The organism is Candidatus Pelagibacter bacterium nBUS_29, from assembly GCF_051200905.1.
GTDB lineage: Bacteria > Pseudomonadota > Alphaproteobacteria > Pelagibacterales > Pelagibacteraceae > Pelagibacter.
On the sequence record NZ_CP172843.1, the window covers coordinates 259,001 to 271,912 of the forward strand.

At 30.8% G+C, this 12,912-nt stretch carries 16 protein-coding genes; 2 read left to right on the plus strand and 14 right to left on the minus strand.

What is annotated here, in order from left to right:
• Positions 1-9 precede the first annotated feature (9 nt).
• The 13 genes from ACIJYA_RS01340 to ACIJYA_RS01400 form a co-directional block, all read right to left on the minus strand.
• Positions 10-438 (minus strand): hypothetical protein, encoded by a 429-nt coding sequence (locus ACIJYA_RS01340; RefSeq protein WP_435088687.1) that lies wholly within the window; start codon positions 436-438, stop codon positions 10-12.
• A 100-nt stretch (positions 439-538) separates the two neighbouring features.
• Positions 539-736, minus strand: coding sequence for a hypothetical protein (locus tag ACIJYA_RS01345; RefSeq protein WP_435088688.1), 198 nt, complete (start codon positions 734-736; stop codon positions 539-541).
• Positions 733-1,254 carry an ssDNA-binding protein gene (locus tag ACIJYA_RS01350; protein ID WP_435088689.1) on the minus strand — a complete coding sequence of 174 codons (522 nt, stop codon included), beginning with the start codon at positions 1,252-1,254 and terminating at the stop codon, positions 733-735. Before ACIJYA_RS01350 ends, ACIJYA_RS01345 begins: the two co-directional genes overlap by 4 nt.
• Positions 1,251-1,544 carry a hypothetical protein gene (locus ACIJYA_RS01355; protein WP_435088690.1) on the minus strand — a complete coding sequence of 98 codons (294 nt, stop codon included), beginning with the start codon at positions 1,542-1,544 and terminating at the stop codon, positions 1,251-1,253. The genes ACIJYA_RS01350 and ACIJYA_RS01355 overlap by 4 nt, the downstream gene beginning before the upstream one ends.
• Positions 1,545-1,723: 179 nt before the next feature.
• A complete protein-coding gene (locus ACIJYA_RS01360) occupies positions 1,724-2,149 on the minus strand; it encodes a hypothetical protein (RefSeq protein WP_435088691.1) in 426 nt (141 codons plus the stop codon).
• Positions 2,150-2,397: 248 nt separating this feature from the next.
• Positions 2,398-3,996, minus strand: a complete 1,599-nt coding sequence (locus ACIJYA_RS01365; RefSeq protein WP_435088692.1) for a tyrosine-type recombinase/integrase — start codon at positions 3,994-3,996, stop codon at positions 2,398-2,400.
• Positions 3,997-4,195: 199 nt separating this feature from the next.
• Positions 4,196-5,161 carry a 2OG-Fe(II) oxygenase family protein gene (locus ACIJYA_RS01370; protein ID WP_435088693.1) on the minus strand — a complete coding sequence of 322 codons (966 nt, stop codon included), beginning with the start codon at positions 5,159-5,161 and terminating at the stop codon, positions 4,196-4,198.
• The gene (locus tag ACIJYA_RS01375) at positions 5,161-6,111 is read right to left on the minus strand and encodes a DMT family transporter (RefSeq protein WP_435088694.1); all 951 of its coding nucleotides are present in this window, start codon (positions 6,109-6,111) and stop codon (positions 5,161-5,163) included. Before ACIJYA_RS01375 ends, ACIJYA_RS01370 begins: the two co-directional genes overlap by 1 nt.
• Positions 6,108-7,691, minus strand: coding sequence for a choline dehydrogenase (locus ACIJYA_RS01380; RefSeq protein WP_435088695.1), 1,584 nt, complete (start codon positions 7,689-7,691; stop codon positions 6,108-6,110). The genes ACIJYA_RS01375 and ACIJYA_RS01380 overlap by 4 nt, the downstream gene beginning before the upstream one ends.
• Positions 7,688-8,224: an HD domain-containing protein gene (locus ACIJYA_RS01385; RefSeq protein ID WP_435088696.1), complete on the minus strand. Its 537-nt coding sequence runs from the start codon at positions 8,222-8,224 to the stop codon at positions 7,688-7,690. Before ACIJYA_RS01385 ends, ACIJYA_RS01380 begins: the two co-directional genes overlap by 4 nt.
• Before the next feature lie 5 nt (positions 8,225-8,229).
• The gene (locus ACIJYA_RS01390) at positions 8,230-9,063 is read right to left on the minus strand and encodes a TauD/TfdA dioxygenase family protein (RefSeq protein WP_435088697.1); all 834 of its coding nucleotides are present in this window, start codon (positions 9,061-9,063) and stop codon (positions 8,230-8,232) included.
• Positions 9,063-9,530 (minus strand): thioesterase family protein, encoded by a 468-nt coding sequence (locus tag ACIJYA_RS01395; protein WP_435088698.1) that lies wholly within the window; start codon positions 9,528-9,530, stop codon positions 9,063-9,065. Before ACIJYA_RS01395 ends, ACIJYA_RS01390 begins: the two co-directional genes overlap by 1 nt.
• Positions 9,531-10,259, minus strand: a complete 729-nt coding sequence (locus tag ACIJYA_RS01400) for a class II aldolase/adducin family protein (RefSeq protein WP_435088699.1) — start codon at positions 10,257-10,259, stop codon at positions 9,531-9,533.
• 34 nt (positions 10,260-10,293) lie between these two features.
• On the opposite strand from ACIJYA_RS01400, the gene ACIJYA_RS01405 reads away from it, so the two are divergent.
• Complete coding sequence (locus tag ACIJYA_RS01405) at positions 10,294-11,181, plus strand: 3-keto-5-aminohexanoate cleavage protein (RefSeq protein WP_435088700.1); 888 nt, start codon at positions 10,294-10,296, stop codon at positions 11,179-11,181.
• Positions 11,181-12,122, plus strand: coding sequence for a 3-hydroxyacyl-CoA dehydrogenase NAD-binding domain-containing protein (locus ACIJYA_RS01410; protein WP_435088701.1), 942 nt, complete (start codon positions 11,181-11,183; stop codon positions 12,120-12,122). Before ACIJYA_RS01405 ends, ACIJYA_RS01410 begins: the two co-directional genes overlap by 1 nt.
• A gap of 1 nt (position 12,123) precedes the next feature.
• On the opposite strand, the gene ACIJYA_RS01415 is transcribed toward ACIJYA_RS01410, so the two are convergent.
• Positions 12,124-12,912, minus strand: coding sequence for an SDR family oxidoreductase (locus ACIJYA_RS01415; protein ID WP_435088702.1), 789 nt, complete (start codon positions 12,910-12,912; stop codon positions 12,124-12,126).

The window sequence follows — 12,912 nt, forward strand, 5'->3', positions numbered from 1 at the left end:
GAATTTTCATTAATCATTTTTCCCAAATGTTCCAAAAGGTAGTCCCTGAATATCTAAATTTTTTAAATACATCTTCACACCTCTGACTAACTCTTTAGCTGATCTTGGTTCATAGCCATTTTCAGAAATAAAGATCGATTTCATTTGTCCTGGCGACATATTAGTGAAGTCAACTGAACCTCCCTCGGCCAAAACAATTTCTCGTAGCTCTGAAAGGTCTAAAGAATTTATGTATTCATCGATATCACCTTTGAAACCATTTTCGACTGCTTCCTTATAACCTTGTGTAATATTATTCATAAACTCTAAATCCGTATGTGTCATTGGATCTTTCTCTGCTACCTTAATATTTTTAGCTTCTGCTAGCTTATTTAATAATCTTGCAGTAGATCCATCACTCTTCCCCTCAAGTCGTTTCTCAACATTGTTTATTTTCATTTTTGTTTCCTTATTAGTTTATTTATTTTTTCCCTGGCTCTTTTGATGTACTTCCTCGCAATCTTTTGAGCCAAGTTTTTTTTGTTTGTTGTTGTTTTCATTATTGTACCCCTCCAGTTACTTTTACATCTTCTAATTTAGTTTTTTCTAAATCTTTTCTCATTTTTGCTAACATTGAAGTTTTAAAAACTTCTTGAATAGCATTAGCCAAACTTTCAGATGTTGGGTATTTCTTTTTGAAACTCTCCCTTTGTGTCATTGTCATATTATATATTTCGTTTATTTCTGATTGCTTCATACGATTAAACTCCCATCTTCATTAACTGGTTTAAATCCCGAAGTAGCTGATGTTCCCTCTTCAAGTTTACTTATTTGACAACCGGCCATTCTTAATGTGCAACCTATTCCAGTTCCGGCTACATTGTATCCAACTGGCTCATATGAAACACTCAAGATAGATCCACCCCAAACTTGAATATCATCGCCTAAAGGTTCAGCTTTCCTATCTTTTAATTTAGGTTTGAATTTGCTTTTGAAGTGAAACTCAACTTTACCCTCTGGTATGTTTAAGTCGTCATCAATAGTCTTATAAGGCTTATTTGCTTTAACTATTTTCTTATTAGGGTCCAGGTCGTGTTGTTTCTTAACCTCTTGTGCAATTACATCATCTATCTTCTTGATGTCACTTCTGGCTTTCTCTAGGTCAACCAAGAGTTTCGTGTGATAAACACCATCTTGATTAAACTCTGTGTCAGGTTGATTTACATAAGGATATTTTGCTTCACCAAATGCCGAGTATTGATATTCTTTATTCATATTGCTTCCTTTTGATTGTTAGGTTTATTAATGAACATAACTGTGTTGCTCTTTCTAACTTGTAGAGCTCTATCAGTTACATTTTCTTGAGTACGAGGAAGATAATAATAATGATAAAATATTTTCGGGTTCCAAATATAACTTTGATTAGTTAGTTTAAGTCTACCTGGAATAACGGAATATTTAACACCCTCTATGATCTGAACATCAACACCAGTCTTTTTGATTGTGTTGATCTCACGTTCTAACCATTTGTAACTAACACCACACTCTTTAGCCAACTGCTTCATTGGTAGGAATGGTTGTGAAAAGTTAATACTGTGGATGTCTGTTTGATTTATCATTGTAATTTATCGTTTTCGTTATCATTACTCTATTAATAACATAACATCGTCATAAATGTCAACGATGTTTTTCGATATTTACACAATTATATTATCCTTAAAAAAGCATAAAATCGTCAAGATTTTTAACGAATTTTGTCGATTACTGACTGTGGGATAGGGTTGTCTGCTTTTTGATGACTTTTAGGATATACAAAGTTTCTGCTTTTAAACTCTTTATCTTGCCTTGGTTCAGCTATTAACTGTGCAAGTTTCTTAACTTCATTCTCTGGGTTAAATGTTGGTAAGGGGAAAGTATCATATAGTCTTTTAAACTTATGGGCCCACACAACTTTTCTTACTGTGTCAATTCTTTTACCCACAATGTTTTTATCGTGTTCGTTAAGACGTTCCCAAATATACAAAGTAAATCTCATCATCTTCCAATGATACTTCAAGTTGGTTTTGTTACCGGGTTTAGTTCCGTATTCTTTTTTTAAAGTTACCAAAGCTTTCTCGGGATCAACTTTGTTTTCTTTTAAGAACTCTATAACTTTCTTATATTCACTCATACATCGTTATCTTACTTAACGATGATACAGTCAAGAAATTAGATCCAAGGGTCCATTGGGTTTAGGTTTTTCAATGTTTTAAAAGGTCGATACACCTTTGTGTCAGAATGGATGTTATAGTTTACTATGTAGATCAAGGGTTTGGACGTAAGGTCTTAATAAAAACTTTTTCACTAGGTTTACTAGGGTAGGTGGGTCTAAAAAAAATAATTTTTAAATTTACCCTACCTATCCCATAATTTCCTATGCTATTTTATTTTTCTAAATTTTAAAACTTCTGCAACCTGGGTAGCACTTTTGATGACTTCTTCCTGGTGCTCTTGGTAATAAAATCTTTCAAGTGTTTCTGGTCGTAAATGTCCAGTCAACTTCGATGCTCTTTGAGTATCCCCTTTGAATACTTGAGTTGCTAAAGTTGAATAAGTTTTCCTAAAGCTTTTCAAGGCACCAAATGAAATATCAGCTTTTTTCTTAACCTTTTGCCAACAATTAAAGACTACTTTCATTCTACTATCATAACCATTTAGATATTCTGGTGTAATATCAGCAGTAGTTAACACTCGAATTGATGGGAATAACCAAGACACTTTGTTGTATATTTGATAACCCTCCGTATTTCGTTGATCTTCAAGCATATCTAAAACAAACTTCACTGGTTCAGTGATAGTTATGAATTGATCTTCTCTTATTTTAGATATCTCTTTAGGTATTTGGATTATTCCCTGATCTAAATTGATATATTCTTGTTTTATCTTTATAACTTCTTGAAATCTTCTTCCGGTAAACATCATAAACAGAATACAAGCAGTACTAAAAGGAAACTGTTGTTTTAGCTCAATACAAGCTTCTTTTATTCTCACTAATTCGCCAATAGAAAACTTATGTCGGTTATATTTTGTTGCAAAGTTAACTAACTCTTTAGGCCTTTTTAGAACCACAGTAGCACCAGGGTTGAAACCAGGGTTAGACCCCAGGTAGTCTTTTTCTGACGCAAATGCCCACAAATATTTTAAAGCTTTCAAACAATTTTTTTGTGTTCCATAAACTTCATATTTCTTGATGTAACTCTTCATCATACCTTTATCCAAACAAGTGATTATATTATCGCTTATTGGATCATCGTATAAAGAACTGACACCGGAAACATTATAGTGTTTACCTTTTGGAAATACTCCAACTCCACCGGGAAACAACTTAAATAATTCAGTCCAATCTCTAATAGAGTTTTTTCGATCTGGCCCACTTATCTTTGTGAAGATAGGTTTATTCCTAAAGGTCATAATTCCATCACCCTCGAATTCAGTAAACTTTATAAATCTACCTCTTTTATTGTAACCACATAAATACCTAAAAATATCGGTCATATGTATTTTGGCCAATGAACCCTCAACTTTAAGTCTTGGGAATGATAGTTTACATATTTGTTCAATTACTTGTTTGATTGTAGGTGTTTCATATCTATCAATTACATCTTGATAGTTAGGTCTTTGCTCTTCCAGGTAGGCCTTTGGATCAACCAACCATTTTAACTTTTTGTTCCTAATGGTGTTCCCCAAGTCATCCATAAGTTTCCTTACTTCTCGGCATTTGAACTTTGGTTTAAAGGCACCAATATTTACTTCAAATCTCTTACCTTTGAATGTTCCTCGTACTAAAAAATACTTCTTATGAGTATCTTTCATATATTGAAGTTTCAAACCCTCAAGATATTCAGATCCATCTTTGTCAGAAAACTCGAAACTTATTATTTTATTATTTCGTTTACCGAAATCTTCTGGGGTTAAATATATGTTTTGAATTGTTGAGTTATCAAAAAGAATAACTCCATTTTTACCACTTTTTTTCATCAGTTTCACTTTCGTTTTATCGTTAATATTAGAATCGGTTTTAACTTTGATGAAAGGAAAGTATTGGTATTCGCTAGTTCCAGTAAAGGTTAGGGAAGATTAGGGACTGTCTTATTGCTCGATCGATCCCACTTTCGTAAACCTAAACTTTATTCACCGACGAGTTATGTATCGCTTTAATAAAATAACATTATTAATCTTAGCGCTGATATTCAATAAATTTCTTTAGAGAGTTCTTTAAGAAATGTTGAAAAAATATGCTTTTTTTATCGCTATTTAAGTTATTTAAAAAAGAAGGGTGCATTTTAAAATCATAAGAAGGTTCAAAGAAAAAAGGAACAGATATCCTTTTTGACTTATTCCATAATACCCTATGATTTGTGGCTTTAAATTTACCTTTGCTTAAATACTCTAGGGCTAATCCAGTGTTTACTATGAGAGCGTTTTTATTAAATGTAATATCATACCATTTTTTATTTTTTCTATTTTGAACTTGAAGACCACCTTTCTTATCTTGATATAGAACAGTAAAAATTCCACTATCCACATGTGTTTCGCACCCAAGTGCAACGCCATCTTGTTTTGAAATTTCAACAGGTTTTGTTTGATTGGGATAATAATTGAATCTTAATGTGCTAAGAGTTTTTATTCTTGAGAAAGCTTGATTACAAATTTTTAAATCTTTTTTATATAGTTTAATTATAACTTTAAACAATATTTCACTTAAAGAAAAAATATCATTAAAATAATTCGATAAACTTTTTATTGAGGATTTATTGAAGGATTTATTCAAATTTAGATATTCAATATATGGAGATTTATGCTTTTTTAAATCATGAGGTTTAATTTTAAAATCACCTAAGTCCAAACCTTCTTTGCCATTTACTGTATTTGGAAAATATCCTCTGTAAATATTTTTATTTTTTTTATTCCATTTTTTTGGTGCTAACTTTTTTTTATTTTCATCTGATGAATTAAAAAATTTATTACCAATTTTACAAATATTATTTATTTTTTTATTATCTATACCATGTCCTGTTATTTGAAAAAAACCAACATCTTTGCATGCCTTTTCAATTTTTCTTATTACATTTTTTGCTGAAATAGAGTCAAAATCTGATTTTAACAAGGGTGAAATATTAATTATTGGAATATAGTTCCTCATTATCTGTTTGGTGTATCTGTAACAATCATTTGATCTTTTACTTTTTCTCTAAAATAAATATATATGCCAGCACTTATAATTATTGAAACACCAACAAAGGTCCTTGTTGTTGGAATATTATTAAATAGAATAAACCCTGTTAATATAGACCAGATTATTAGAGAATATTCATAAATTGATACAACAGAAGGTGAGGCTATACTGTATGCATTGAATACAAAATAAAATGCAAAAGCCCCAATACATCCCATCGCTACAATAAATGGCCAAGCAAAGGAGGGATTTGTAAACCATTCTCTAAAAATAAATTGAAATGTTGGATTGCTAAAACTACCTAACTGTCCTTTTCCTGTAAAAAGGAAAAACAAAATACTAATTAAGATCGCACCAAAGTATAAATGTATCATTTGAGTATAAACATTGTCTTTATGAGAGGTGATTTTAGTAATGGTCATTGATATTGCGTAACACAAAGCACAAGCAACAGGTGCCAATTTCATATAATCAAAATTATTAAAATCAGGATTTAAAACTATATATACTCCAATAAAACCAATAAAAATTGCAGCCCACCTTCTAATTCCAACCTTTTCTTTTAAAACAATCGTAGCCAATATTGAAACAAAGAACGGGCTTGAGAAAAATAATGCATTAGCCATGGCTAAAGACATGTAAGTAAGTGAAATATAAAAAAAACTAAAACCAAAAAAGAAACAAATAACTCTTAGAATTGTTAAAAAAGGGTAGTGCGTTGTTAAGTTTATCTTTTGTTTTGATAACTTTAAATATCCAATAAGTAAAATTAATGCAACGAAAGTTCTTCCAAAGTATAATTCATATAAAGCTGAATCTTCATAAATAAACTTAATTAGAGCATCCTGCATTGAAAATAATGCCATTCCAATTAAAATAAAAAGGATACCTTTAGAATTGTTTTGAGGCGTTATCATGAATTAAGAATAAAATCAGATGCTCTTTCTGCAATCATCAATACAGGAGCATTAAGATTGCCACTAGTAATTTCTGGCATTACTGATGCATCAACTACTCTAATATTTTGTAAACCATGCACTTTAAGTTTTTCATCTACAACAGCCATGTCATCTACACCCATTTTAAGAGTACAAGATGGGTGATAAGCTGTTTCTGCCTTAGATCTTATATATTCTTCAAACATTTCATCTGTTTTAACATTTTCACCAGGCCCTGTTTCTTTTCCTGCAAAAGGTTTTAATGAATTTTGGCCTAAAATCTTTCTTGCTACATGAATACATTCTATTGTTTGTTTTAGATCATCCTCATGTTCTAAATAATTAAATTGAATTTTTGGATAATCATATGGATTAGAACTATTTAAAGTAATATGTCCTCTGCTTTTTGGATGATTAGGACTTGCATGAAGTTGATAACCATGGCGGTCAGGGTCAACTAACCCATGATCAATTACAAAAGCTGGAAAAAAATGAAATTGTATATTTGGATATTCTCTTTCAGGTGAAGACTTACAAAAACCACCAGCTTCTAGAAAAGAAGTAGAGCAGGGACCAGTTCTAGATAAAAACCACTGAATACCAATTCTCATCATATTTAATTTATTCACATAGGAATATAAAGTATCTGAAGTTTTGCACTCTTGTTGCACATACGTTTCCAAATGGTCTTGTAAATTTCTTCCAACACCCTCTAAATTGTGGATTATTTCTATACCATTATCTTTAAGATGTTTGCTTGGGCCAACTCCTGAAAGCATTAATAATTGCGGAGAGTTTATTGCACCACCACTAAGGATTACTTCTTTATTTGCATAAATTTTTTCTATTTTGTTTTTAATTTTTACTTCAATACCAATAGCTTTTTTTCCATCAAAAATAATTTTTTCAACAAAGGCATCAGTAAAAATTTTTAAATTTTTTCTTTTTTTAGCTGGATTTAGATAGTATTTTGAAACACTAGCTCTTTCACCTTTGTGGATAGTTACGTCATACATCCCAAAACCTTCTTGATCTTTACCATTCATGTCTTCATTAATTTTATATCCAGCCTCTCCAGCTGAATCGACAAACGCTTTAAATAATGGATTTTTATTTTTAGACTGATTAACTGGTAAAATTCCATTTCCACCTCGATATTCATTTTCACCTTCAGACCAAGTTTCTATTTTTTTAAAGAAGGGCAAGACTTTTTCATATGACCAGTCTTTCAACCCAAATGAAGCCCACCTTTGATAATCATTAGGATTTCCTCTTACATAAACCATTCCATTATGAGCAGAACAACCACCTATCATTTTACCTCTTGGGCAAAAAAGATTTCTATTATGTAGGTGAGGCTCTGGTTCTGAATAGTATTTATAATTATATTTGGGATCATGCATTGTATATAAAATTGCAAGTGGCATGTTAACTTTCCAAATATCGCTTGGTTTACCAGCTTCAAAAACAGCCACATTGTTTTGACTATTTTCCGACAATCGATTTGCTAGAACACAACCTGCTGAACCTGCGCCAATAATTAAATAATCAAACTTCATATCAACTTAGACGTTAGCAATTTTTGATAGTCATGGATAGATTTCATTTTGACATTAGTTTTTTTAGCTGCTTCATCAAATTTTCTTAAAAGTATTGTCGACTTGAAGTATTCTTGAGCCTCAAATTTAATAAATTCTTCACCATTCAGGACTCCACCTTGTAATTGTAAGCTTGTTTTTGAAGCTTCTGAAAGCAATCCAAAGTATTGTTTATCTTTAGCAAGGTATCTTTTTGCAAGAACATGATATTTTATTGGCTCAGCAATCTCTTTTTTAAAAATTTTTTTTAAATATTCATAACCAATATCTTCATGTTTGCCGTCTAAATTTTCTCTAACTAATTCATCAGGATTTTCCAAAATAAAATGACCATAATCATGTAACAAACAAGAACATATCAAATCATCATTGCATTTAGCTTTTTCTGCAAGCATTGCAGTTTGTATCATATGTTCCGACATGGTAACTTTTTCACCAATATAAAGAGACTTATTGTTAGTAAAATTTGAGATTATTTTATCAATAACTTGCATTAAAATTATTGAGGATGATCACCTTCGATTGCAATACGATCCATTATTCTCTCATACCCTAAACCTCTGCCAGGAAAAAAATCAGCAATAGCATAATGAATAACGCTCCTATTATCCCAGATAGCGACTGTATTTTCGGTCCAATTAAATCTACAAGTTAGATCTAATCTTTCTTGATGTTCAAAAATTTCTTTTAAAATTTGATCACTTTCCTCTTTTTTCAGACCAATAATCTGTTTTGTATAAGTCCAGTTAACAAATAATATTTTTTTACCCGTTTCTGGATGAGTTCTAACAATTGGATGTTCGTTAGAGTAAGAGTCGTAATTTCTTTTTTCATTTCCTTCCATGTGCTTGTAATTATCAATGAAAAATTCTGCTCCAAGAGAACTATGAATTGCTTTTTTATCTATTATTTTTTCTTGAATTTTTGGATCTAATGTTTCCCATGCTAATTCCATATTTGAAAAACATGTATCACCTCCAACTGGAGGTATTTTGATTGATTTAAGTATTACAGCTTTTGTAGGCTTTGAATTATAACTTACATCACTATGCCAATTTTCTCCCCATTGGTTTTTTTCTTCTTTTCCTTTAATAATTCTTACAATTTCTGGATAATTATCTAGTCCCTTTACATATGCATGAGTTTCTAAAGGTCCAAATCTTTCTGCAAGTGCAATTTGTTGTTCCTTAGTAATGGGTTGGTCTCTAAAAAAAATTACCTTATGCTCTAAAAGTAAATTATTAATTTTTTTAAAATTTTCATCAGATACATCTGTTAAATCAATTCCTTTAATTTCAGCACCCAATGCTCCTGATAATAGTTTAATTTCCATTATTTTTTTAACTTTCCAGTAATTATTAAATCATTATTTTTAAAATTTGATTTGTTTAGATTTATAAAATTATCCATTAATTTTATTTTTTCATCTTCAAACTCTGCAACTCTTCTTTTTTTTAAATCAATATATAATGACAACATTTCAAGTGTAGCAGAAAGTTTTTTTGATGATTTTTCAATCATTTCCATTTTAAAATGTAATCTTTTTTTATCGTGATCAAAAAATGTAAGATTAATTTCTACTTTATCACCTTCTTTAACCTCGTTATTATAAGTTGTATGCGTCTCTACAACCATTGTGCTCATATTTGCTGTTTTTGCAGACTGTTCTCCCATTTTAAATTTTTCTAAAATTATTTCCCATATTTGATCAAACACCAATACATAATAAGCCATATTCATATGGTTATTGTAATCGGTCCATTCTTTTTTAATAATTTGATTTGCTATATGTACAGACATTTAATTTTTATATTCTGGTTCTTCTTTATCTAAAATTAATCTTATTTGTTCAAGATGCAACTTTGCTAAATCAATAGGATAATCAGACGTTTCTTGAGCTGTTTTTTCTGCTACTTCGTTACTAACAACATTTAATTCTTTATTAGTAGCTAAGGCAGTTAAATAAGTTTCTGCTGCTTTTTCAAAATAATATAAATAATTAAAACCCTCTGCTACTGTTTCGCCTGTAGTAATAACCCCATGATTAGCTAAAAGCATATGTTGCTTATTTCCAAGTGCATTAGCCATTTTGATAGACTCGTCTTCAAATCCTAATCCTCCAAACTCATTAAAAACAGAAACTCTATTATAAAATATCATTGTATTTTGATCTATGGGTTTCATGATAGGATCTCTTAAAGTTGATAAAGCCGTTGCATATTTTGAATGCACATGAAAAATACATTTTGCATGAGGAACTTTTTGATGGATAGTTCCATGAATATTGATTGCTGTAGGATCAATCAAATTAGGTTCATTTTTTAAATCATTAATGTTTTCTTTTGTAACTAAAATTAAATCACTAGCTTTAATTTGACTAAAATGAATACCTGCTTTATTCACATAAAAATCAGTTGTTGAACCTGGAACACAAGCACTGAAGTGATTAGCTACACCTTCGTGCATATTTAATCTTGCAGTCCATCTAAATGTTGCTGCTAAATCTTTCTGTAATTCTGTTATTTCCATTTTTAATAAATTAAACTATATTTAAATATAAATTATGAGCAATAAGGTTTTTATATCATGTGCAGTAACTGGTTCAGGTGATACTGCGAGCAAACATCCAGATTTACCAAAAACTCCAGAGCAAATTGCAACTGCTTCAATTGAGGCTGCAAAAGCAGGGGCTGCAATAGCTCATATTCATGTAAGAGAAGAAGATGGTACTCCAAGTAGAAGATTAGAATTATATAAAGAAGTTGTTGATAGAGTTCGATCAAGTGACACTGATGTAATTATAAATTTGACTACAGGCATGGGAGGTGATCTTGACATAGGCCAAGGTGACAATCCTTTAGATTTTGGTCCAATGACAGATATGGCAAACGTTATGGAAAGAATTGCAAATGCTGAACAGTTTCTTCCAGAGATTTGTACACTAGATGCAGGAACTCTAAATTTTGGCGATGGCTCAACTATTACCGTGAATACCCCAAATGATTTAAGAAAAGCTGCAAAAAAATTAAAAGAAATCAATGTTAAACCAGAAATAGAAGCCTTTGATTTGGGTAATATGTGGTTTGGAGCTCAGTTATATAAAGAAGGATTATTAAGTGATCCACCAATGTTTCAAATGTGTTTAGGAATACCCTGGGGTGCACCTGCAACTACTTTGGCAATGCAAGCTATGAAAGATATAATGCCAAAAGAAGGTGTGTGGTCAGGTTTTGCAATTTCAAAAAATGAAATGCCATTTGTTGCTCAAACAGTTTTAATGGGAGGCAATCCAAGAGTTGGGTTAGAGGATAATTTATATTTATCAAAAGGTAAGCTTGCTACTAATGCTCAATTAGTTGAAAAAGCTATAAGAATTATTGATGAAATTGGTTATATGCCAATGACACCAGCAGAAACTAGAGAAAAATTAAAGCTTGTTAAACACAAGTAATGTCTCAAATCAAAAAAGTTACAGTAATTGGAACGGGAGTAATTGGGGCTGGTTGGATTATTCGATGTTTAGCCCATAACAAAATTGTTCATGCTTACGATAAAGATATTAAACTAAAAAAAAATTTGATAGCTGAGATTAAAAGAACTTGGCCGCATGTAAAAAAACTTTTCAATAAAAAAACACTTAATCTTAAAAATTTTAAATATTTTACCTCTATTGAGGAAGCACTTAAAGACGCAGATCTTATTCAAGAATGTGCAAGTGAAAATTATGCTTTAAAAACTAAGTTGATGAGCACCATTGGAAAATATGCAAAATCAAATGCAATTATTTCATCAAGTTCATCGGGATTATTGCCAACAAGAATTTATTCTAAATGTAAAAATCCTGAAAGAGCTATGATTGGACATCCTTTTAATCCGGTTTACTTATTGCCTGCTGTAGAAATTGTTCCAGGAAAAAAAACTTCAAGAAAAAATTTAAATTTGGCAAAAAAATTTTACAAAACAATTTCCATGAACCCAATAATGGTTAAACATGAATTACCTGGTTATTTATCTGATAGATTGCAAGAAGCTTTATGGAGAGAGGGACTACACATTATTAAAGAGGGACATGCAACGACTGAAGATTTGGATAGAGCAATTGAAGATGGTCCAGGTCTTAGATGGTCATTAATGGGAACTTTCTTAACTTTTCATTTAGCTGGAGGAAAAGCTGGAATGAGACATATGCTAAAACAATTTGGACCAGCTTTAAAACTTCCATGGACTAAATTAAAAGCCCCAACTTTATCTAATAAGTTAATCGATAGATTGGTTGAAGGTACTAAAAAACAATCCAAAGGAAAATCAGTTACTAAAATTTCAAATATCAGAGACGAATATTTAGTAGAGCTTCAAAAGCTTAGAAAAAAATATGAAAAAAAATTAAGATAAATTAATCATTTCTTTCTGTGTGACCGTCAACAGAAATCACCTGACCTGATACTTTACTTGAATCATCTGAAATTAGAAAAGAACACATCTTTCCAATGTCTTCTTCCAATATCCATTTTTTCATTGAGCTCATTGAAACAAAATCTTTTTCAATTACTTTTGTTGAAACTTTAGTAAATTTTGCTTTATCTTTTACAACTCTTTTCATTCTATCTCCCTTAATTGTTCCAGGACATACAGCATTAACTCTAATATTAAATTTACCAAGTTCCATGGCTAAGGTTTTTGTAACTCCAATAATTGCCCATTTACTTGCCGCATAAGGAGATCGAAGTGGAAAACCAAGTATGCCAGCAGTTGATGAAATATTGATTATTGAACCGTTTTTAGATTTTTTAAGTAAAGGAATAGTTTTTTTTGTAAAATAAAAATGGCTGTTCACATCCACATGTAAAGTATTTTCCCAGTCTTTGGACTTAAGTTTTTCAAGTGATCCAGTTGGCCCCGCAATGCCCACATTATTAATTAAAGCATCAATCTTTTTAGTTTTCTTTTTAATTTTTTCAAAAAAATCTGAAACCTGATATTCATTTGATGCATCACAGAGATAAGCAAATAATTTTTTATTTTTTAATGGATGTTTATTTAGTTTGTTAAGAAATTTACTATCTATATCACAAAGATAAACGTAGGCTCCTCTAGCAAGACAAACTTTTGCTGTTGCCAAACCTATTCCAGATGCTCCTGCAGAAATTATAATTCTTTTATTCTTTAATGATTGGTTAACCAT